Raw genomic sequence first — 20,271 nt, 5'->3', positions numbered from 1 at the left:
GTTTTCTCGATTGGTGGCTGGCGCGCTCTTGCTCGCGCAGCTGCAAGCCGCAAGCTACAAGCGGCAAGCTGTCCGTGCAGCCCACAAGCTCGTTTGCTAACCCAAGCCAACGCAGGGTTACCTGCCTCGCAAAAAACGCTCCGCCGGCTCGGTCAGCTTGAAGCTTGCGGCTTGCAGCTTGCGGCTGATGTGCGCCGCTACATCCGAAACACACCGAACGTGCTGGCCGGTATAGGCGCTCCCAACGCCGCCGAAATCGCCAACCCCAGCACATCCCGCGTCTGCGCCGGGTCGATCACGCCGTCGTCCCACAGGCGGGCGCTGGCGTAGTAGGGGTGGCCCTGGCGTTCGTACTGATCGAGGATCGGGCGGCGCAGGGCCTCGGCCTGCTCGGTGCTGAACTGCTCGCCACTGCGCTCGGCCTGCTCCTGCTTGACCTGCACCAGCACGCCCGCGGCCTGTTCGGCGCCCATCACCGAGATGCGCGCATTCGGCCACATCCACAGAAAGCGCGGATCGTAGGCGCGGCCGCACATGCCGTAGTTACCGGCGCCAAAACTGCCGCCGATGATCACCGTAAACTTGGGCACCCGGGCACAGGCCACCGCGGTCACCAGCTTGGCGCCGTGCTTGGCGATGCCGCCTTCCTCGTATTTTTTGCCGACCATAAAGCCGGTGATGTTCTGCAGGAACAGCAGCGGAATGCCGCGCTGGCAGGCCAGCTCGATAAAGTGCGCACCCTTCTGCGCGGCCTCGGAAAACAGGATGCCGTTGTTGGCCAGAATCGCCACCGGGTAGCCGTGCAGGTGCGCAAACCCGCACACCAGCGTGGTGCCGAACAGCGCCTTGAACTCATCGAACGCGCTGTCGTCGACCAACCGCGCAATCACCTCGCGCACGTCGAACGGCTGCTTGCTGTCAGCCGGAATCACCCCGTACAGCTCCTCCACCGGATAGCGTGGCAGCAGCACCGGGCGGCTGTTCAGCTCGCCCTGCTTGTGCCAGTTCAGATTGGCGATGCAGCGGCGGGCCAGAGCCAGCGCGTGTTCGTCATTCTCGGCGTAATGGTCGGCCACCCCGGAGGTGCGGCAATGCACATCGGCGCCGCCCAGCGCCTCGGCGCTGACCACCTCGCCAGTCGCCGCTTTCACCAGCGGCGGCCCGGCAAGGAAGATGGTCGCCTGCTCGCGCACCATGATGGTCTCGTCGGCCATCGCCGGCACGTAGGCGCCGCCAGCGGTGCACGAGCCCATCACCACGGCGATCTGCGGAATGCCCGCGGCGCTCATGTTGGCCTGATTGAAGAAGATCCGCCCGAAGTGCTCGCGGTCCGGGAACACCTCGTCCTGGCGTGGCAGGTTGGCACCGCCGGAGTCGACCAGATAGACGCAGGGCAGGCGGTTCTCACGGGCGATGGTCTGCGCCCGCAGGTGCTTTTTCACGCTCAGCGGATAGTAGGAACCACCCTTCACCGTGGCGTCATTGGCGATGATCATGCACTCAACGCCTTCGATCCGGCCGATACCTGCGATCACCCCGGCGGCTGGCACCGACTCGCCATAGACCTCATGGGCGGCCAGCTGACCGATCTCCAGAAAGGCCGAACCGGGATCGAGCAGGGCGTCCACGCGCTGACGCGGCAGCAGCTTGCCACGCGCCAGATGCCGCGCATTCGCCGCCTCGCCCCCGCCCTGAGCAATGGCGGCAAGCAGGGCTTGCAGCTCGCTGACCAGGGAGCGCATGGCCTTCGCGTTGGCCGCGTATTCCGGTGAGCCGGGGTTGATTTGGGTTTGCAGGACGCTCATCGGACGCGCTCCCTGCGCAGCGGCAAGCCGCAAGCTATAAGCCGCAAGCTGCACGGAGCTGTCTGGACGTCAAGGGCACAGAGCCACGATAAGCGTTGGGCTCTCGTCCGGTAAAAACCGTGGAGTGGCCGGGGTTGGCTTGCCGCTTGTAGCTTGCAGCTTGCAGCTGCCTCACCGCGTCTCATTAAACAACTCCCGTCCAATCAACATCCGCCGAATCTCGCTGGTGCCGGCGCCGATCTCGTACAGCTTGGCGTCGCGCAGCAAGCGGCCGGTGGGGTAGTCGTTGATATAGCCGTTGCCACCAAGAATCTGGATCGCGTCCAGCGCCATCTGCGTCGCACGCTCGGCGGTGTAGAGAATTACCCCGGCGGCGTCCTTGCGGGTGGTCTCGCCACGGTCGCAGGCCTGCGCCACTGTGTAGAGATAGGCGCGGCTGGCGTTCAGCTGGGTGTACATGTCGGCGACCTTGCCCTGGATCAGCTGGAACTCGCCGATGCTCTGGCCGAACTGCTGACGGTCGTGGATATAGGGCACCACCACGTCCATGCAGCTCTGCATGATCCCGGTCGGGCCACCGGAGAGCACCACGCGCTCGTAATCTAGCCCGCTCATCAGCACCTTCACGCCGCCGTTGTACTGGCCGAGGATGTTCTCGGCCGGTACCTCGACGTTGTCGAACACCAGCTCACAAGTGTTCGAGCCGCGCATGCCCAGCTTGTCCAGCTTGGGGCTGCGGGAGAAACCGGCCCAATCGCGCTCGACGATAAACGCAGTGATGCCGTGCGGCCCTTTTTCCGGCTCGGTCTTGGCGTAGATCACATAGACGTGCGCGTCCGGGCCGTTAGTGATCCACATCTTGCTGCCATTGAGCACGAAGTGATCGCCCCGGCGCTCGGCCCGCAGCTTCATGCTGACCACATCGGAACCGGCGTTCGGCTCACTCATCGCCAGCGCCCCGATATGCTCACCGCTGATCAGCTTGGGCAGGTATTTCGCCTTCTGCTCCGGCGTGCCGTTACGGTTGATCTGGTTCACGCACAGGTTGGAATGCGCCCCGTAGGACAAGCCCACCGACGCCGACCCGCGGCTGATCTCCTCCATCGCCACCACATGCGCCAGATACCCAAGCCCCGAGCCGCCATACTCCTCAGGCACGGTAATGCCCAGCAGTCCCATGTCACCAAAACGCCGCCACATCTCCTGCGGAAACTGATTCTCCCGGTCGATCTGGGCGGCACGCGTCGCCAGCTCGGCATCAACCAGATTGCGGGTCTGCTCGCGCAGCATATCGATGGTCTCGCCAAGACCGAAGTTCAGCGATGGGTAATGCATGGGTTCACCTGTGTTTATTGTTGTGTAGGCGTTTAAAGGAAAAAAAAGCTACTACTGGGTCTGCTCCAGCGCCGTTCGACAGCGCTCCTCCGCGGTATCCAGCTCAATCTGCATCTGCTCGATATCCAGCAACTGCTGCGCCAGCTGCGCACGGCGCTGGGTGATCTTGTCCAGAAAGGTCTCCAGCTGCTTGCGATTGCCGTGGCCCGGGTCGTACAGCTCAATCAGCTCGCGACACTCCGCCAGCGAAAACCCGATGCGCTTGCCGCGCAGAATCAGCTTGAGAATCACCTTATCCCGAGGGCTATAAACCCGCTCCTGCCCACGACGCTCGGGGCTGAGCATGTTCTGCTCCTCATAAAAACGAATCGCCCGCGTGGTGATATCCAGCTCACGGGCGAGGTCGGAAATGCTGTAGGTCTGGGTCATGGAGCGGCAGCTTGGGTTGCTTTACGTTAACGTAAAGGTAAGCTGACGGACGCTGGGGCGTCAAGCTGCAGGCGATCAGTGGGATCTGCAGTGGGAGAAGCGGAAGAAGGGAAAACGGATCAGGTAAACATTTTTGAGTAATTAATTTTCATCTGATCCCAATTTCCAGATTTACCCATTCGTGCATACAACTCCCCTCATCGCTCTAACGTAGAGCTAACTAGTGAGGGCAAGCGTAGCTTGCCCGAGTCCAGCGACCAAAGGGAGCGAGGTTGAGCGCCATGTTAGAAACCTTTTGGGTTGATCTCAATGTCGATCTGGTTCAACTTGGCTATCTCGGATGATTTTTTAGAAATCTCTACTTTTAATTCATCAATCTTCATCATTCCGTCATAGTCAATCGCAACGAAATCTCCCTGGCCAAATTTTGATCTGTTCACTATCGCTTGAATATCAGAGACGGCGTCCATTACATCTCGGAGAAATTTAATCATGGATTGATCATCGAAGTCAGATATTGACTTTGCCCGCTCTTTTCCTCCAATAGTCCCCTTAGCAATCAACTCGGATATTTCTCGAAGTCCTTGGTTCATATCGGCAATATTGCCTTCACATGACATCATGTGCTTGATTGCGTTGCGATTAATAGTGTTAAGAATGATTTCAAGAGAATCCTTATCATTCCAAGGATGCAATGACGAATAGTCTTGATGCCGCCGTACAGCGTTTAGCATGTTTTGTATTTGATTTTCATCCGCCTTGTCGCAAAGCTCACCAATGAAATAGCTCGGGTCAATCACTTTACAGTAGGTCGGCACGGAGTGTTTTGCTGACTTACAGAACCCGAAAATATAAAGAGTTGAGTAGCTGTCTTCCAGGCTAACGCCAGCATCGTTTTTTGTTTCGAAGGCTTTGATTGTCTTATCAATCTTTGCCGGACTCGCATTCGACGTAACTTGAACGGCAACCTTTTTTTTGTCGTCCGCCAAGTCAATTGCAGGAAAATTAACCCTTAGCTGATTCTTGTTAACTAACTCCCCGATATTGAGTGCGCGAAACATATGAATGGATAATGCCTCAAGCATCCGCTCCATGTCATAAAAGCCAACCTTTTGGCGTTGAACAATGTAGGTTTGAAGCAGCGCGATATCTGCTTGCAGGTTTCTGATGAGTGCATCAATCACGGTAAATTCTGCCTGGTTTCTAACGTTGGAATCCACCAGGCAGGCGCCGCAGGCAACTGGTCCGGTGGAATGACTGGTTAGCTAGCATTTGCTGGCTCATAGGAGTGGACATGAGCAAAAGCCTCCATGAATAGCTGTTGGAGCTCAGGAGGCGGGACCGCTAAAAACGCGCATGCAATGGGGACAAAAGCCTCTATTGCGTCAACCTGCGATGCAAACTGAACGCCTGAACGTGCCACTTGAAGGACTTCGTAGATTGCACTGATCTCGTGGCTCTCGATCATGTGGTTCAGGCGGTGGCCAAACTTGTTCCGGACCGCGTTCAATTGGATGATCCCCGGCCTGACAAAAGCTGCACTGGATTTCGACTGAGGCAGGAGCCTCGCCTTTTGAGCAAACGTCAGACGCATCTCACCGAGATCCTCAATGCCGTAGTGCGCCATCAGAAACTCGCCCAGAAAAGTCTCAACGACTAGGTGGGCCCTTAGCACACGACCAATCATGTCGTGGTCAGCCGCAGCAAGCTCTAGAAATCGCTCATTCTGACGATTGAAGTCTGCTTCGATCCTTCCCCAGTGCGGCTCCAGAACGCGAAGTACATCTTGGATTCCGTCGATATCTTTCATATAAGCTTCCTACGCCGGCTAACGCCTGGGCTCGGGGGCGGCAAAAACGGAGCGAGGAACGAGCGCAGCTTTTTGACGTCCCTTGGAGCCCATTGTTAGACGTGTATTTCGCATTATTTGCGATTTCCCGTTGAAAGTATTAATTTCCAAACGATTCCTTGATTACCGATTACGAGTTCACGGCAGCCAAGATAGTCTTGCTTACCAAGTTCATCGATATGGGCTGCTTTGTTTCTATATTTTGAAGTGAGATCTACCAAAGAGCTATGAAGCCCATTTGCTTCCAGGAACCATGTCGAACCAGTCCACTGCCCGACAAGCTTAACAAAGCACCTAATTAACTTACTTTCTTGACGCCGCTGCTTGCTGTGAATAACTGTCTGTAGGAAATGAGAAAACACACCGAGCTCAGGTGGTTTTCTTGTAGTATCAGCACAATAAGCCGCAACGCGACCAATATCTTTATCTTTCTTATCCGCACTCAAATCTTCGCCACTAGATATGGCGGCCAATGGCACCAAGACGCGATTGACAATTTCAGTTTCAGCAGCCTTACAAAGGCCGGCGGCGGCAAAAACTGAGTGCAACACCTGACCTTTCCGGTACGGTGCTGCCCTATGTCTTATTCCGAACTCAGCGTTGAAGAGCGTGCCACCATTCAAGTTAGTCATGCCCAAGGCCTCAGCTTGCGCAGGATTGCCTGCTTGATCAACCGATCCCCTTCGACGGTCAGCCGAGAGATGCGCCGCAATCGAGATGCAGCTGGCAGCTACTCGGCCCGCGTGGCTCAGCAGCGGATGAAGGTCCGCCGCCAGGCTTGTCGGCCCATGCGAAAGCTGCTGCCAGGTAGTGAGCGCTTTGAACTGGTGATCCATATGCTGCGCCAGCGTTTGTCTCCCGAGCAGATTGCCGGCAAGCTGCGCAGTATGAACATACCCAGTCTTAGAGATGCCTACGTCTGTCGCGAGACGATCTACAACGCGATCTATGCCCTGCCCGTCGGTGAGCTGCGCAAGGAGTTGATCCTTTGTTTGCGCCAAGGCAAGACGACACGTAGACCACGCCTTGGCGGTGTGGATCGGCGCGGGCAGATTCCAGAGATGGTCAGCATTCACTTGCGCCCGCCAGAAGTTGAAGACCGGCTGATGCCGGGGCATTGGGAAGGCGACCTTATTAAGGGTAAGGCTAACGCCTCGTCTGTAGGTACGCTGGTGGAGCGCACTAGTGGCTACCTGATGCTGGTGAAGATGAACGACGCGACGGCGACCTCGGCGATGGAGGGCTTCAGCGCCGCCCTCAATAACATGCCGCTGGCGATGCGCAAGAGCATGACCTACGACCAGGGCCGGGAAATGGCACAGCACGCCGAGATCACCCAGAGAACCGGTGTGGCGATCTACTTCTGTGACCCGCACAGCCCTTGGCAGCGCGGCAGCAACGAAAACATTAATGGCCTGATCCGCCAGTACCTGCCCAAGGGCACTGACTTGTCGGTACATAGCCAAGAAGAACTGGATGCCATTGCGTTTCAACTGAACATGCGTCCACGTAAGCGCTTCGATTTCAAATGTCCTATCGAAGTCATGAGCGAAGTGATGCAGAAAGCCTTGGCTATGCAATATGATGCTCCTGCGTCAATTCAATAACCGTGTTGCACTCAGCTCCTGCAACCGCCGCCTATAACAGCGGGCGACCACTCAAGCTGCCCATCTGATCCAAGTTGGGTAGCTATATACTCAGATGTTGCTATGAAACGAAGCGCAACAGATGAAAGAGTTTCTGCACGACGGTCAGAAGCTTTGAAGAGCCGCTCCGCCTCCCGCTGCTGGTCAGCAGTAACAAGAGATAAAAGTGCGTCAGATAACTTTTCGGCCCTTATGTCATCCGGAGAAGTTCCAGCTTTTATCTCGTAAAGCGACAATAATTCACCATAGCAACCATTGCATAACTTCTTCGACCAATCGCCTGAATACACCGTTATCAGCTTTGGCTTCTTAGAACGACCACAGCGGAAACAGTTGAATGCCGTACCCTCTGCAAAGCGGAACTGTTGCATCGCCCCCCGCTTAGGGTACGTCTTAGTTATGGTTGAAGGAATTGGTTCCATGGTTCTTTACGTCTAACAGTGTGAACCGCCCCGGGTTTCGCGGAGGCTTCAACTCCTGAGAAGATGAAGCCATGAACAAGACAAACAAGTTTTCCCCTGAAGTCCGTGAACGAGCCGTGCGGATGGTGCAAGAGCATCGCGGCGACTATCCCTCGCTGTGGTCGGCGGTCGAGTCGATTGCACCCAAGATCGGCTGCGTACCCCAAACGTTGCTGGAATGGGTCAAGCGTGCAGACGTCGATGCCGGCGTACGGCCGGGCGTCAGCACAGCCGACGCGCAACGCGTCAAAGAGCTCGAGCGCGAGGTCAAGGAGTTGCGCCGGGCCAACGAAATACTCAAGGTGGCCAGTGCGTTTTTCGCCCAGGCGGAGCTCGACCGCCGGCTGAAGTGATCTACGCTCTGGTGGATGGACACCGGGATGCTTTTGGGGTCGAGCCAATCTGCACGGTGCTGCAGATTGCCCCGTCAGCCTATCGCCGGTATGCCGCCCGCCGTCGAAATCCGGATTTGCAAAGCCACCGAGCCCGGCGCGACAGCAAGTTGATGCCAAAGATCGAAGCTGTGTGGAACGCGAACCTGCAAGTTTACGGTGCTGACAAGGTTTGGAAGCAGATGAACCGTGAAGGAGACGCCGTGGCCCGCTGCACGGTCGAGCGGTTGATGCGACGACTTGGCCTGCGCGGAGTCCGGCGTGGCAAGATCGTCCGCACCACAGTCAGCGACCACAAGGCTCCGTGCCCGCTGGACAAGGTGAACCGGCAGTTCCGAGCCGACCGACCGAATCAGTTGTGGGTGTCCGACTTCACCTATGTTTCCACTTGGCAAGGCTGGCTGTACGTGGCCTTCGTTGTGGACGTCTTTGCCCGGCGCATTGTCGGCTGGCGGGTGAGCCCATCGATGACAACCGACTTCGTGCTGGATGCGCTGGAACAGGCCTTATACGCACGTCAGCCTGAACGCGGTAGCCATCTGATCCACCATAGCGATCGCGGGTCGCAATACGTCAGTATCCGCTACAGCGAACGGTTGGCCGAGGCTGGCGTGGAGCCGTCGGTAGGCAGCAAAGGGGACAGCTACGACAATGCCCTGGCTGAGACGATTAACGGCCTGTACAAGGCCGAAGTGATCCACAGACGCTCGTGGCGCAATCGTGAGCAGGTGGAACTGGCCACGCTCCAATGGGTGCATTGGTTCAATCACCAGCGACTGCTCGAACCCATCGGATATATACCGCCGGCAGAGGCTGAGGCAAACTACTATCGGCAACTAGCCAGTCAGGCTTCCAAGGTGGCGGCTTGACTTAAACCAAACAGCCTCCGCGAAACCCGGGGCGGTTCAGTGATTAGATCGAAAGCTTCGACATAACACGCTTTGGAGCTGACGCACCTCTAACAAGAACCCGACACATATCAGTGCCTTCCATGTTCTATCTCCGTTCATGTCTGCGTGTTATATCGAATGCACTAGGTATTCAAGCTGTAAGTCGGCGTCCTTTCCGCATATGGAGATGGGCGATTGCCCATGTGCAGTTGATAGATAGTGCTACAGTTTTTTGGCGCTGCCAACCTAATTGCACTGGCTGTATTCTGGGCCCGCAGAGAGATATCGGTTGTTTTAGGATTGCGTACAAATAGCAGAATGCACGGACCCAATCCCCGTTTACGCGGGCGAGTAGCGCAGATTTATCGGGGAAAAGAGCCACAGGATGTCTGAGGGGCGCAGCCCCGAGTTTTGTGGCTCCCCGATAAATCGAGCAACGCAGCGAACCCGAAGGGCCGCGTAGTCGGGTGCCCGGGGGGATCGCCAAGGGGGGCCGGGCAAGCGGCCCCCCTTGGCTCGCCGTGAAGGCGAAAGCCGGGTTATCAGGCAGCGCCGAAGTAACCACTGAGCCCCTTAGATCCTCGCCTTCGAGAGGATGACGTGGTGATAGGGACAGCGAGCCAGGTTATCCGAGCGCGGCTGACGGATATTAGTAAACTTCACACTTAATCGAGGGACAGCACTGTGTGGGAGAAGAAGATAGAGCAATTGCTCCGAAACGAACCCCAACTTACGAGGCAGGAAGCCGAAGCATACCTGCTAAAAAAGGGCCAAGAACGGCGTTTAGCTAAAGCCAAGCTGAGAGCAAGGGCAGGCAGCAAGCGCAAGAAAAAAACTAAAGTGCTTCTGATAACAAGCGCTTTCGAGTCGAATCGGCGGAGGCACTAGCTTGCCATCGCGCGATGCGAGGTAGGATGCGCCGCTGCGAAAAGATTAATTCCCGAAGGCGAGAATCCAGTGGCGCGTCAAAGCACCCTTGGATCGTCGCCTTCGCGAGGATAACGTGGGGATAGGGGCAGCGAGCCCAGGCTGCCTGAGCGCGGGCGCCGGGTTAGCCCCGTTGTCGAAACACCAACACCAACCCCAGCACAATCGCCCCCATCCCCAGCAGACTCAACGCCGCCATCCGATTCCCCAAAAACAGGAAATCCAGCAACGCGGTACAACCGGGCATCAGATAAAACAGGCTGGTGACGTTGACCAGGTTGCCCATCCGAATCAGCCGGTACAGCAACAGGGTCGCGCCGACCGAAATCAGCACGCCCATGTACAGCAGCGGCACGATAAAACCGACGCTCCACTCCACTGCAAACGGCTGAAAGGGTACGACCACCGCGCACATCAGCAAGCCGATGGCGTATTGCAAAGGCAGTACGTCCATGGGTGATTGCTGAATGCCCTTCTGAAAGATCGAACCCAGGGTGATGCACAGCAGCGCTGCCAGCGACAGCCCGATGCCCATCATCGAGAAGCGCGCCGCCAGCAGGCTGTCGAGCACCACCAGCGTCAGGCCTCCAAGCGCCAGCAGCAAACCCAAGAGCCGCAGCAGGTTGGCGCGGCGTTCAACCAGCATCAGGGTAAGGATCGGCTGCACGCCGAGCACGGTTGCCAGCACCCCGGGCGTGAGCCCGGCGTCCAGCGAGAGCAGGTAGAAGATGGTGTAGCCGCCGGTCAGCAGCACGCCGACTAGCGCCACCTGCTTGCGGGTACCGTGCGCCGGCAGCCAGCGCCGCCGGGTAAGCGCCAGCAGCCCGAGGGCGGCGCAGGCCAGTACAAAGCGCAGCAGCAGAAAGGCAAAGGCAGAGGCGTGTTCCAGCCCCCATTTGGAGAAGATCGCGCCTGCGCTCCAGAGCAGCACGAACAGCGCAGTCGGGCCAATGGCGGCCCAGTTCAAACGTTGAATAACCATATGTCACCTGTCAGGACACAGGTTCGCCCCGCAGCAAAACGCCAATCAGGGAGAACAGAAATCAAAAAAGGGGTAACGGGATCAGTGCGCCGGTGGCGGTGAAGCCACGGCAGCCACGATGGCTACGCCGGGAGGGGTGACCGGCAGGCAGGCCACGGCAGCCTGCACACGCGCAACCACACCGGCAAGCGCGGGGCGGTTTACAACAGCGGTGGTCTGGGCAGTGGACATGCGGTCACTCTGGACAGGTAAAAACGAAAGGTTGCCGTTTGACGGTTTGGTGAGACTAGCACCGTGATGGTGCACGGGCAACCTGGGAGGGATGGTCTGCGCAGAACGTCACAGGCCCCACGGCCACGGCATGCCGTGGAGAGGCGAGTCAGTCCGACGTGAAGCATGCACGGACCCAATCCCCGTTTACGCGGGCGAGTAGCGCAGGGTTGGCAGGAAATAGGACGGCAGCCTGTTTGAGGCTCGCAGAGCCGAGTTCTGCCGACCCCTACGCAGCGAACCCGAAGGGCCGCGTAGTCGGGTGCCGGGGGATTCAGGGAAGCGCTAATCCATTTCACACGCCCTCTGCAAGTGCTCAAGCGTGCAGATGCAAGGCGCGATGTGCAGCCAATAGTGGTTCTATTGGCAAGCAGCGCAACGTAGTCAGATGCATGCTTGAGCGCTCGCCCTGCGGGGCGGTCAGGCCGGTCCGCACCCTGCGTTGTGATTTCTCGACAGGACCCGACATGCCATCGAAACCACGCCTTGATTGCGGACCGGCCTGAGCGCCAGAGGGCATGTGAAATGGGTTAGCGCTTCCCTTTGGGGGGCCGGGCAAGCGGCCCCCTTTGGCTCGCCGTGAAGGCGAAAAGCGGATGATCAGACAGCGCCGAAGTGACCGGCATGACCGCCAACCCCCATGGATCCTCGCCTACGCGAGGATGACGTGTGGGGAGTGATGCCCAGTGCATAGCGCCAGTCTGGATAGCAGGCGCACAGGCGCTCAAACCCCCTCCAGCACCAATTTCCCCCGCGCCTTGCCGCTCTCCAGCAGCGCATGCGCGCGCTTGAGGTTGGCCGCGTTGATCGCGCCGTAATGCTCACCCAGGGTGCTGCGCAGGGTGCCGGCATCGACCAGCTCGGCGACCCGCTGCAGCAACTTGCCCTGCTCGGCCATGTCGGCAGTTTCAAACATGCTGCGGGTGAACATGAATTCCCAGTGGAAGGACGCACACTTGCGCTTGAGCACGCTCATGTCGAGCGGGCCGAAGTCGTCGATCACGCCGAGGCGGCCTTGCGGGGCGATGCAGTCGCCGTATTGCGGGTAGTGCTGATCGGTGTGGGTCAGCGAGGCGATCAGCTCGACCTCCTTGATACCCAGTGCCTGCAACTGCGGCAGCAGCGGCTGGCTGTGGTCGATGACGTGATGGGCGCCCAGGCCCTTGACCCACTTCACGCTCTCGGCGCGGGCGGCGGTGGCGACCACGGTGAGTTTGGTCAACTGACGCGCTAGCTGAACCAGGATCGAGCCGACGCCACCGGCAGCGCCGACCACCAGCAGGGTCTCGCCTTCTCCGCCGCCTTCATTCACACCTAGCCGGTCGAACAGCAGCTCCCAAGCGGTGATCGCGGTCAACGGCAGCGCAGCGGCTTCGGCGGCGGACAGCGACAGCGGCGCGTGGGCGGCGATGCGGGCGTCGACCAGTTGATACTCGGCGTTACTGCCGGGCCGCTCCAGCGCGCCGGCATAGTAGACCCGATCACCCGCCGCGAAGCCGGAAACGGCGCTGCCGCAGCTGACCACTTCACCCACGGCATCCCAGCCGAGCACTTCGGGCGTGTCGCCGGTCGCGCCGCGACGACTGCGGATCTTGGTGTCGACCGGGTTGACCGAGATGGCGGCGACCTTGACCAGCAGGTCCTGCGGGCCGGGGGCGGGCATGGGTACGTCGAGGTCGATCAGGGCGTCGGCACGGTCCAGCGCGCCAGCTTCAAAGTATCCAATTGCTTTCATGGTTGTGGCTCCTGTACTGCGGCGGCGCACTGCGGGCAAAGGCCACGCAGCGCGGCAAGGCGCGCTTGCGGATCGAGTCTGCCGAGGCGTTCGACCCGCTGGTGAAAGTCGGCCCAGCCGCTGCTCTGCGCATACAGCGCGGCAAAAGCGGGCACCCATTGATCGTAAAGCCCAAAGGGTAGCAGGCGAGCGTTGTTCAGGTCAGCGGCAAACCAGTGGTCGAAGCGCTGGTCGCCGTCCCATTCGCTGTCGCGCAGGGTGGCGTAATCGCTGCGCAGCCGGGCGAGGATCGCGGCCTTGCCGCTGCGCTTGGCGGTGTCTGACTGATCGCTCTGATACAGCGTCTCCAGCTCGCTGCGCGCCGCCAGTACCAGCTCAACAAACGCCCGCTCGCGTTCGCGGCCTGTCGAGTCGTGCGCGGCTCGCCCCTGCGCCTTGAGCCAATCGCGCAGGCCCTGCTGGCCGACAAAGCTGGCGTAGGACTCGTTAAAAGCGGTGTCGTCCTTCACATAAAACCGCTGATGCGCCAGCTCGTGAAACAGCATCTCGGCCAGGTAGTCGTCGCTCCAGTGCAGCATGGAGCTGAACAGCGGGTCGTCGTACCAGCCGAGGGTCGAATAGGCCGGAATACCAGCGACGTAAACGTCCTTGCCGCGCGCACGCCAGTCCGCAGCGGCCTGCTCGGCGCGGGCCTGATCGAAATAGCCCTTGTAGGCGATGCAACCAAAAAACGGGTAACAGTGCGGCACCGGCGCCAATGACAGCTCATCGGTGACAAACAGGTTCCACAACGGATAGGGCCCGGGCAGGGCTGCGTAGCGGGTGTAGGTGGTGTTGTCCGGCAATTCCAGTGCCGCCACCGCGTAACGCCGAATCTGGCTGGCGGTGCGCAGGCGTTCGGCCAGCTGCGGATCGGTCTGCGGGTCGGCAATCAGCTGCTCGATGGGTTCGGCACGCGCCATCAGGGCGCGCTGGCCCTGCCAGCTCTGATACAGATAGCCAACCGAGCTGCAGCCGGACAGCCAGAGCAGGCAGGCGCCGATGCCAAGGGTCGCGAAGCGCTTCATGCGTTGGCCTGCTGCAGCGCGTGGCCGAGCCAGTCGGCCAGTTGCTGCGCCGGGCCCTGCGGCTGGCGTTCCGGCACCCAGAGGCCGAGCTGGTGACGGGTTTCGACAAAACCCCAGGGCGCGAGCAGGCGGCCGGCGGCAATGTCGTCGGCAACCAGCAGTTGCGGCGCGATGGCCACGCCAAGGCCCGAGAGCGCCGCTTCCAGCAGGTAATACAGGTGCTCGAAGCCCTGACCGCTGCGCAGCTGCGCGGCGTCCAGTCCCTGGAGCTCGGCCCAGTCGCGCCAGGCGCCGGGCCGTGAGCGGGTGTGCAGCAGCGCTTCCCCGAGTAGCACCTCGGCCGGTTGATCAAGCAGGCGCGCAGCACCCGCATACCGCGGACTGAGCACCGGGCCGATGCGCTCCTGACGCAGCGGATACACCTGCATGTCGGCCGGCCACGGCGGCTCGGCGTAGAGCAGGGTGGCGCTGACACCGGGGCGGCGCGGGTCGAGTTCACCTTCGGAGGCCGACAGGTGCAGGTTCAGGTCGGGCAGTTCGGCGTTCAGGCGGTCCAGCCGCGGAATAAACCAGCGCGCCAGCAGGCTGCCCGGACAGGCCAGCAGGAAGGGCGCCTGTTGCTGGTCCTGACGCAGCGCCATGCACGCCTCGCGCAGCCCGTCGAAGGCGTCGCGGCAGGCATCGCGCAGCTGGCGACCGGCCGGCGTCAGGCTGATGCCGCGCCCGGCCTTGCTGAACAGCGCGATGCCGAGCTCGTCTTCAAGCTGACGAATCTGCCGGCTGACGGCGCCGTGGGTGACGTGCAGTTCGCCTGCCGCCTGACTCACGCTTTCCAGTCGGGCAGCGGCTTCGAAGGCGCGCAGAGCGTTTAGCGAGGGAAGATCTCTGGCCATGGGACTTGTCACTTTTTCTCACATGTTGCGGCCATCTTATCGATTTTTTCCCGCCTGCGCTTGCCCTAATCTGCGTCCAACGCTCAGGAGGTTCTATCCATGCCCAATCATAATTATCGCCGTGAAGCCGACGCCCTCGGGCAGTTCGGCCAGTTTGGCGGCCGCTTTGTCGCCGAGTCGCTGATGCCGCTGGTGCTGCAGCTGGAGCAGGCCTACAACGAGGCCCGCGCCGAGCCCGCCTTTATTGCCGAGCTGGACCGCTTCAACGCCGAGTTCATCGGCCGCCCCAGCCCGCTGTATTTTGCCGAGCGGCTGACCGAGCAATACGGCGGCGCGAAGATCTTCTTCAAGCGCGAGGAGCTGAATCACACCGGCGCGCACAAGATCAACAACTGCATCGGCCAGGCCCTGCTGGCCCGCCGCATGGGCAAGCAGCGGATCATCGCCGAGACCGGCGCCGGCATGCACGGCGTGGCCACCGCGACCGTCTGCGCCCGCTTTGGCCTGCAGTGCGTGGTCTACATGGGCGCGACCGACATCCACCGTCAGCGTGACAACGTCGCCCGCATGCGCCTGCTGGGCGCCGAGATCGTCCCGGTAACCTCCGGCACCGGCACCCTGAAAGACGCCATGAACGAGGCGCTGCGCGACTGGGTGACCAACGTCGACAACACCTTCTACATGATCGGCACCGTGGCCGGTCCGCACCCCTACCCGACGCTGGTACGCGACTTTCAGGCGATCATCGGCCGCGAGGCGCACCAGCAGATGCTGGAACGCGAAGGCCGTCTGCCCGACAGCCTGGTCGCCTGTATCGGCGGTGGCTCGAACGCCATGGGCCTGTTCCATCCGTTCCTCGATTACCCCGAGGTGCAGATGGTCGGCGTGGAAGCGGCCGGTCACGGCATCGACACCGGCAAGCACGCCGCCAGCCTGAAGGGCGGCACGCCCGGCGTGCTGCACGGCAACCGCACCTACCTGCTGCAGGACGCTGACGGCCAGATTGCCGACGCCCACTCGATCTCCGCCGGTCTGGACTACCCCGGCATTGGCCCCGAACACGCCTGGTTGCACGAGCAGGGCCGCATCGAATATGTCGCGGTAACCGATCAGCAGGCGCTGGACGCCTTCCACAACTGCTGCCGCACCGAAGGCATTATCCCGGCGCTGGAAACATCGCACGCGCTGGCCGAAGTGGCGCGCCGCGCGCCGACGCTGCCAAAGGATCACCTGATGGTGGTGTGCCTGTCCGGCCGTGGCGACAAGGACATGCCGACCATTCTGGGTCTGATGGAGGAAGGAAAATGAGCCGTCTGGAAACCCGCTTTGCCGACTGCGCCCGCGATAACCGCGCCGCCCTGGTGACCTACATCTGCGCCGGCGACCCGGACTTCGATACCAGCCTGGAACTGCTGCAGGGTCTACCTGCTGCCGGTGCCGACATCATCGAACTGGGCATGCCGTTCAGCGACCCGACAGCCGACGGCCCGACCATTCAGGCCGCTGCCCTGCGCGCCCTGCAGGGTGGGCAGAATCAGCAGCGCACGCTGGAGCTGGTGCGCCGCTTCCGTGAACAGAACCAGAGCACGCCGCTGGTGCTGATGGGTTACTACAACCCGATTCATCGCTACGGCGGCGCGGACTTTATTCGTGACGCCGCAAAGGCCGGTGTCGACGCCCTGCTGGTGGTCGACCTGCCGCCCGAGCACGACAACGAACTGGGCCCGGCCGCACGCGACGCCGGCCTGCAGATGATTCGTCTGGCAACGCCAACCACTGACGCCCAACGCCTGCCCAGGGTGCTGGAGCACGCCAGCGGCTTTCTCTACTACGTGTCGCACAACGGCGTCACCGGCGTCGGCGCAGCGGATCACACCACGGTGGCGCAGGCATTGGAAGGCATTCGCGCGCAAAGCAGTGTGCCGATCTGCGTTGGCTTTGGCGTGCGCCGGGCCGAGCAGGCAGCGCCGCTGGCGCAGGTCGCCGATGGGGTGGTGGTGGGTTCAGCGCTGATCGAGGCGCTGCAGCAGGGCGGCGTGGCAGCGGCGCTCGGGCTGACTGCCGAGTTGGCCGCTGCAATGCCGCGTCAGGCCTGACGTAACGCGGCCAGCACCGGCGCAGTGTCCGGACGGACGCCGCGCCACAGGGCAAAGGCCTCGGCGGCCTGTTCCACCAGCATGCCGAGGCCATCGATGCAGCGCGCCGCGCCGCGCTCTCGGGCCCAGCGGTTGAACGGGGTCTCTTCGGCGCCGTACATCATGTCGTAGCACCAGGTGTGGCCGGGCTTGATCAGGCTGTCGGGAATCGGCGGCAGTTCGCCGGCCAGACTCGCTGACGTCGCGTTGATGATCAGATCGACCGGCTCCACCAGCCATTGCAGACCCGCGGCGGCAATCGGCCCCTGATCGACAAATAGCGCCGCCAGCTCTTCTGCCTTGCTAACCGTGCGGTTGATGACGCACAGATGCTGCGGACCCGCCGCCAGCAGCGGCTGAATCACCCCGCGGGCGGCACCACCGGCCCCCACCAGCAGCACACTCAAGCCCTTGAGCGACAACCCGGCGTTGACCTCTATGTCGCGTACCAGCCCTTTACCGTCGGTGTTATCACCGAGCAGGCTGCCATCCTCGCGGCGCATGATGGTGTTGACCGCCCCAGCGCGCTCGGCGGCCGGGGTGTGTTCATCGACCAATGCCCAGGCCTGCTCCTTGAACGGTACGGTGACATTGACACCACGGCCTTCGCGCAGAAAGTCGCGCACGCTGCCGATGAAATTGTCGAGCGGCGCCAGCAGCTTGCCGTATTCCAGTTGCTGACCGGTCTGCTCGGCGAACATGGCGTGGATCAGTGGCGATTTACTGTGCTCGATCGGGTTGCCGACAACGGCGTAACGGTCCATCAGGCGTCTCCTGCCAGCCAGTCACGCGGGATGAGGTAGCGCTCGGTCAGCTCGGCTTCCGGGCTGCCCGGCTCGGGCTGCCAGTTGTAGCCCCAACGCACGGTCGGCGGCAGCGACATCAGGATCGACTCGGTACGCCCGCCGGTCTGCAGACCGAACAGGGTGCCGCGGTCGTAGACCAGGTTGAACTCGACGTAGCGACCACGACGAAATTCCTGGAACTGCTTCTGCTCCGGCGTCCAGGCGCTGTTGCGGCGACGTTCGAGGATCGGCAGATAGGCCTCAAGGTAGGCGTCGCCGATGGCGCGCAGAAAGGCGAAGCTGCGCTCAAAGCCCCACTGGTTCAGGTCATCGAAGAACAGGCCGCCGATACCGCGGGCCTCGCCACGGTGCTTGAGGTAGAAGTATTCATCGCACCATTTTTTGTAGCGCGGATAGACGTCGTCACCGAAGGGTGCGCAGGCGTCGCGGGCGACGCGGTGCCAATGCACGCAGTCTTCTTCGTTGGCGTAGTAGGGCGTCAGATCGAAGCCGCCACCAAACCACCAGACCGGATCGGCGCCGTCTTTCTCGGCGATAAAGAACCGCACGTTGGCGTGCGAGGTCGGCACGAAGGGGTTTTCCGGGTGCATTACCAGCGACACGCCCATGGCCTGGAAGTGACGACCCGCCAGCTCGGGGCGGTGCGCGGTAGCCGAGGGCGGCATGCCGTCACCAAAGACGTGAGAGAAGCCGACACCGCCCTTTTCCAGCAGCGCGCCGTCGGTAATGATCCGCGAGCGGCCACCGCCGCCACCGGGCCGCTCCCAGGCGTCCTCAATGAACTGCTCGCGTCCGTCTGCCGCCGCCAGGGCGGTGCAGATACGGTCCTGCAGATCCATCAGATAGGCTTTTACCGCGGCAACATCGGCGGCGCTGGGTTGGTCCTGTTTCACGTGGAATCTCTCCGGGCGGCTCAGGCGCCGCGTATGACTTGGTCGGTTTGCAGATCGCGAATGATACTGGGATTACGCGCGCCACCCAACGCACCGGGTACAATGGCGTCCAGTTCGCCGTGAAAATACTGCTCAACCCGCAACCGCGAACGCGCCGAAGGGCGGCCAGCCGGATTGGCCGAGGTCGACACCAGCGGCCCGGCGACAGCGCACAGCTGGCGCACGATGGGGTGCGTGGTTACCCGCAGGGCGACGGTATCGTGGGCACCGGTGATCCATGCGGGCAGACGGCCCTGATGCGGCACCAGCCAGGTGTTTGGCCCCGGCCAGGACAGCCGCAGCTTGGCCACCTGGCCGTCCGGCAAATCCCAGAGCAGGAAGTCGAACTGCTCAATTTCACCAGCAATCAGAATCAGGCCCTTGTGCACAGGACGTTGCTTGAGGTTGAGCAGCCGCTCCACCGCCGCGCCGTTCCAGGGGTTGCAGCCCAGCCCCCAGACGCCCTCGGTCGGATAGGCGATCACGCCGCCGGCCTGCAGCAAGCGATTCAGACGGGTAATGCGCCAGTTTGCCAGCATGTGAACTCCACCTCGGTTGATTGCTGCGACAGTAGCCGAGCCCGGCCCGGCACTCAAGGCTGGCGGCGACAATAGCCACCGGCGGCCACCAGCACCTGCCCTGCCAGTTCCAGCTCCAGCAGTTGCTGCAGCACCTCGGACATACCCAGCCCGGAGTGCTGGGCCAGCCAGTCGGGGCTAACCGGATCAAACCCCAGCCAGCGCCATAGCGGTGAGTCGGGCGCGTCTGTAACCGGCTTTTCAGCCGCCTCAAGCGCTGTGGCAAGCGGTATTTTCAGGGCATCCAGCACATCCTGAACCTGCTCAACCAGGCAGGCCCCTTCACGCAGCAAGCGATGGCAACCGCGCGCCTGCACGTTGTGAATCGAGCCGGGCATGGCAAACACCTCGCGGTTCTGCTCCAGCGCCATGCGCGCGGTGATCAATGAACCGCTGTTGAGGCTGGCCTCGACCACCAGCGTACCCAGACTCAAACCGCTGATGATGCGATTGCGCCGTGGAAACTGGGCCGGATGCGGCTCGCTGTCAGGCCACAGCTCGGAGACCAGCGCTCCGCCGGCGTCGACAATCGCCTCGGCCAACTTGCGATGCCGGCGCGGATAGCAGCGCTCAAGACCCGTACCCCAGACCGCAACCGTCTGACCGCCGGTATCCAGTACGCCCTGATGGCAGGCGCCATCCACACCCAGTGCCATGCCGCTGGTGACCGTCAGCCCGGCGCGGCAAAACTCGCGGGCAAACTGCCGGGCGGTTTCCGCACCCAGCGGGCTCGGATGGCGGGTGCCGACCATGGCAATCTGCGGGTCATGCAGCACCTCGATCCGGCCGCGTACAAACAGCAGCGGCGGCGGGTCGCTGATCGACGCCAGCAGCGGCGGGTAGTCCGGATCATCCAGAAACAGCAGATGGCAGCCATCCTGCTGCTGCCAGTCAAGCGCCAGGGCGAGCCGCCCGCGCAGCACAGGATCACCCGCGCGCCAGCGTCGCAGGCTGGTCAGCACAGCCGGTGGGACACCAAGATCGGCCAATGCGCACAGATCGGCGGCCATGAAATCAGACGGGGAGACGGCATGCGAGCGCAAGCGCTGGAAAAAGCGGGGGCCAACGCCGTCGAGCAGCATCAGCTCCAACCAGGCCTGCCGCTCGGCGGACAGGTCGGTAAGCATGGATCATCCTTG

20 protein-coding genes and 1 other annotated feature are annotated in these 20,271 nt (G+C 61.5%); of the genes, 4 read left to right on the top strand and 16 right to left on the bottom strand.

Annotation, left to right across the window (positions count from 1 at the left end; translation table 11 throughout):
• Nucleotides 1-197: 197 nt before the first annotated feature.
• The 6 genes from ACZ5WQ_RS14135 to ACZ5WQ_RS14110 all read right to left on the bottom strand — a co-directional run bounded on the left by ACZ5WQ_RS14135 (nt 198) and on the right by ACZ5WQ_RS14110 (nt 6,050).
• Nucleotides 198-1,805, bottom strand: a complete 1,608-nt coding sequence (locus ACZ5WQ_RS14135) for a carboxyl transferase domain-containing protein (protein ID WP_464382505.1) — start codon at nt 1,803-1,805, stop codon at nt 198-200.
• A 171-nt stretch (nt 1,806-1,976) separates the two neighbouring features.
• The gene (locus ACZ5WQ_RS14130; RefSeq protein WP_464382504.1) at nt 1,977-3,140 is read right to left on the bottom strand and encodes an isovaleryl-CoA dehydrogenase; all 1,164 of its coding nucleotides are present in this window, start codon (nt 3,138-3,140) and stop codon (nt 1,977-1,979) included.
• A gap of 51 nt (nt 3,141-3,191) precedes the next feature.
• Entirely contained in the window at nt 3,192-3,569 is a 378-nt protein-coding gene (locus ACZ5WQ_RS14125; RefSeq protein WP_464382503.1) for a MerR family transcriptional regulator, read from the bottom strand.
• Between the two features lie 284 nt (nt 3,570-3,853).
• Nucleotides 3,854-4,753, bottom strand: coding sequence for an SMEK domain-containing protein (locus tag ACZ5WQ_RS14120; RefSeq protein ID WP_464382502.1), 900 nt, complete (start codon nt 4,751-4,753; stop codon nt 3,854-3,856).
• A 77-nt stretch (nt 4,754-4,830) separates the two neighbouring features.
• A complete protein-coding gene (locus tag ACZ5WQ_RS14115; protein ID WP_464382501.1) occupies nt 4,831-5,379 on the bottom strand; it encodes a hypothetical protein in 549 nt (182 codons plus the stop codon).
• Nucleotides 5,380-5,492: 113 nt separating this feature from the next.
• Entirely contained in the window at nt 5,493-6,050 is a 558-nt protein-coding gene (locus tag ACZ5WQ_RS14110) for a hypothetical protein (RefSeq protein WP_464383682.1), read from the bottom strand.
• Here ACZ5WQ_RS14110 and ACZ5WQ_RS14105 point away from each other — a divergent pair.
• A complete protein-coding gene (locus tag ACZ5WQ_RS14105; RefSeq protein WP_057392730.1) occupies nt 5,997-7,025 on the top strand; it encodes an IS30-like element ISPsp4 family transposase in 1,029 nt (342 codons plus the stop codon). The two genes, ACZ5WQ_RS14110 and ACZ5WQ_RS14105, sit on opposite strands and share 54 nt — an antisense overlap.
• An 11-nt stretch (nt 7,026-7,036) precedes the next feature.
• Here ACZ5WQ_RS14105 and ACZ5WQ_RS14100 read toward each other — a convergent pair whose 3' ends face one another.
• On the bottom strand, nt 7,037-7,486 hold the full coding sequence (locus ACZ5WQ_RS14100; RefSeq protein ID WP_464382500.1) for a hypothetical protein: 450 nt from the start codon (nt 7,484-7,486) through the stop codon (nt 7,037-7,039).
• A gap of 71 nt (nt 7,487-7,557) precedes the next feature.
• Here ACZ5WQ_RS14100 and ACZ5WQ_RS14095 point away from each other — a divergent pair.
• Nucleotides 7,558-8,786, top strand: a protein-coding gene (locus ACZ5WQ_RS14095) for an IS3 family transposase (RefSeq protein WP_123891115.1) whose coding sequence is annotated in 2 segments (ribosomal slippage) — nt 7,558-7,846 and nt 7,846-8,786 — 1,230 coding nt in all. Because the reading frame shifts where the segments join, the coding sequence is not laid out codon by codon here.
• Nucleotides 7,836-7,952, top strand: a sequence feature (AL1L pseudoknot). It overlaps the preceding gene by 117 nt.
• A 1,072-nt stretch (nt 8,787-9,858) precedes the next feature.
• Here the strand turns inward: ACZ5WQ_RS14095 and ACZ5WQ_RS14090 are convergent.
• The 5 genes from ACZ5WQ_RS14090 to ACZ5WQ_RS14070 all read right to left on the bottom strand — a co-directional run bounded on the left by ACZ5WQ_RS14090 (nt 9,859) and on the right by ACZ5WQ_RS14070 (nt 14,681).
• Nucleotides 9,859-10,716 (bottom strand): DMT family transporter, encoded by an 858-nt coding sequence (locus ACZ5WQ_RS14090; protein WP_464382499.1) that lies wholly within the window; start codon nt 10,714-10,716, stop codon nt 9,859-9,861.
• Nucleotides 10,717-10,797: 81 nt separating this feature from the next.
• The gene (locus tag ACZ5WQ_RS14085; protein WP_160003172.1) at nt 10,798-10,947 is read right to left on the bottom strand and encodes a hypothetical protein; all 150 of its coding nucleotides are present in this window, start codon (nt 10,945-10,947) and stop codon (nt 10,798-10,800) included.
• Between the two features lie 763 nt (nt 10,948-11,710).
• Nucleotides 11,711-12,721, bottom strand: coding sequence for a zinc-binding alcohol dehydrogenase family protein (locus tag ACZ5WQ_RS14080; RefSeq protein ID WP_464382498.1), 1,011 nt, complete (start codon nt 12,719-12,721; stop codon nt 11,711-11,713).
• Nucleotides 12,718-13,788: an aminopeptidase gene (locus ACZ5WQ_RS14075; protein WP_464382497.1), complete on the bottom strand. Its 1,071-nt coding sequence runs from the start codon at nt 13,786-13,788 to the stop codon at nt 12,718-12,720. Before ACZ5WQ_RS14075 ends, ACZ5WQ_RS14080 begins: the two co-directional genes overlap by 4 nt.
• On the bottom strand, nt 13,785-14,681 hold the full coding sequence (locus tag ACZ5WQ_RS14070; protein WP_464382496.1) for a LysR family transcriptional regulator: 897 nt from the start codon (nt 14,679-14,681) through the stop codon (nt 13,785-13,787). Before ACZ5WQ_RS14070 ends, ACZ5WQ_RS14075 begins: the two co-directional genes overlap by 4 nt.
• Before the next feature lie 99 nt (nt 14,682-14,780).
• Between ACZ5WQ_RS14070 and trpB the strand changes: the two genes are divergently transcribed.
• Together trpB and trpA are read left to right on the top strand one after the other, a co-directional pair.
• A complete protein-coding gene (gene trpB / locus ACZ5WQ_RS14065) occupies nt 14,781-15,989 on the top strand; it encodes a tryptophan synthase subunit beta (RefSeq protein WP_338212505.1) in 1,209 nt (402 codons plus the stop codon).
• Nucleotides 15,986-16,777 carry a tryptophan synthase subunit alpha gene (gene trpA / locus ACZ5WQ_RS14060; protein WP_338212504.1) on the top strand — a complete coding sequence of 264 codons (792 nt, stop codon included), beginning with the start codon at nt 15,986-15,988 and terminating at the stop codon, nt 16,775-16,777. Before trpB ends, trpA begins: the two co-directional genes overlap by 4 nt.
• On the opposite strand, the gene aroE is transcribed toward trpA, so the two are convergent.
• From aroE to dprA, 4 genes are all read right to left on the bottom strand, one after another.
• Nucleotides 16,768-17,580 (bottom strand): shikimate dehydrogenase, encoded by an 813-nt coding sequence (gene aroE / locus ACZ5WQ_RS14055; protein ID WP_096005000.1) that lies wholly within the window; start codon nt 17,578-17,580, stop codon nt 16,768-16,770. The genes trpA and aroE overlap by 10 nt on opposite strands.
• The gene (hemF, locus tag ACZ5WQ_RS14050) at nt 17,580-18,461 is read right to left on the bottom strand and encodes an oxygen-dependent coproporphyrinogen oxidase (protein WP_464383655.1); all 882 of its coding nucleotides are present in this window, start codon (nt 18,459-18,461) and stop codon (nt 17,580-17,582) included. The genes aroE and hemF overlap by 1 nt, the downstream gene beginning before the upstream one ends.
• A gap of 74 nt (nt 18,462-18,535) precedes the next feature.
• Nucleotides 18,536-19,093, bottom strand: a complete 558-nt coding sequence (tsaC, locus tag ACZ5WQ_RS14045; RefSeq protein WP_338212502.1) for an L-threonylcarbamoyladenylate synthase type 1 TsaC — start codon at nt 19,091-19,093, stop codon at nt 18,536-18,538.
• A 53-nt stretch (nt 19,094-19,146) separates the two neighbouring features.
• Entirely contained in the window at nt 19,147-20,259 is a 1,113-nt protein-coding gene (gene dprA, locus ACZ5WQ_RS14040) for a DNA-processing protein DprA (RefSeq protein WP_338212501.1), read from the bottom strand.
• Nucleotides 20,260-20,271: the final 12 nt, after the last annotated feature.

The organism is Halopseudomonas sp. T1L2, from assembly GCF_055397385.1.
This window is presented reverse-complemented; position numbering and strand designations above follow the sequence as displayed.

Coding starts and splice junctions, on each gene's coding strand:
- ACZ5WQ_RS14135 (WP_464382505.1), bottom strand. CDS start 1,805: ATGAGCGTCCTGCAAACCCAAATCAACCCCGGCTCACCGGAATACGCG.
- ACZ5WQ_RS14130 (WP_464382504.1), bottom strand. CDS start 3,140: ATGCATTACCCATCGCTGAACTTCGGTCTTGGCGAGACCATCGATATG.
- ACZ5WQ_RS14125 (WP_464382503.1), bottom strand. CDS start 3,569: ATGACCCAGACCTACAGCATTTCCGACCTCGCCCGTGAGCTGGATATC.
- ACZ5WQ_RS14115 (WP_464382501.1), bottom strand. CDS start 5,379: ATGAAAGATATCGACGGAATCCAAGATGTACTTCGCGTTCTGGAGCCG.
- ACZ5WQ_RS14105 (WP_057392730.1), top strand. CDS start 5,997: ATGTCTTATTCCGAACTCAGCGTTGAAGAGCGTGCCACCATTCAAGTT.
- ACZ5WQ_RS14110 (WP_464383682.1), bottom strand. CDS start 6,050: ATGACTAACTTGAATGGTGGCACGCTCTTCAACGCTGAGTTCGGAATA.
- ACZ5WQ_RS14100 (WP_464382500.1), bottom strand. CDS start 7,486: ATGGAACCAATTCCTTCAACCATAACTAAGACGTACCCTAAGCGGGGG.
- ACZ5WQ_RS14090 (WP_464382499.1), bottom strand. CDS start 10,716: ATGGTTATTCAACGTTTGAACTGGGCCGCCATTGGCCCGACTGCGCTG.
- ACZ5WQ_RS14085 (WP_160003172.1), bottom strand. CDS start 10,947: ATGTCCACTGCCCAGACCACCGCTGTTGTAAACCGCCCCGCGCTTGCC.
- ACZ5WQ_RS14080 (WP_464382498.1), bottom strand. CDS start 12,721: ATGAAAGCAATTGGATACTTTGAAGCTGGCGCGCTGGACCGTGCCGAC.
- ACZ5WQ_RS14075 (WP_464382497.1), bottom strand. CDS start 13,788: ATGAAGCGCTTCGCGACCCTTGGCATCGGCGCCTGCCTGCTCTGGCTG.
- ACZ5WQ_RS14070 (WP_464382496.1), bottom strand. CDS start 14,681: ATGGCCAGAGATCTTCCCTCGCTAAACGCTCTGCGCGCCTTCGAAGCC.
- trpB (WP_338212505.1), top strand. CDS start 14,781: ATGCCCAATCATAATTATCGCCGTGAAGCCGACGCCCTCGGGCAGTTC.
- trpA (WP_338212504.1), top strand. CDS start 15,986: ATGAGCCGTCTGGAAACCCGCTTTGCCGACTGCGCCCGCGATAACCGC.
- aroE (WP_096005000.1), bottom strand. CDS start 17,580: ATGGACCGTTACGCCGTTGTCGGCAACCCGATCGAGCACAGTAAATCG.
- hemF (WP_464383655.1), bottom strand. CDS start 18,461: ATGGATCTGCAGGACCGTATCTGCACCGCCCTGGCGGCGGCAGACGGA.
- tsaC (WP_338212502.1), bottom strand. CDS start 19,093: ATGCTGGCAAACTGGCGCATTACCCGTCTGAATCGCTTGCTGCAGGCC.
- dprA (WP_338212501.1), bottom strand. CDS start 20,259: ATGCTTACCGACCTGTCCGCCGAGCGGCAGGCCTGGTTGGAGCTGATG.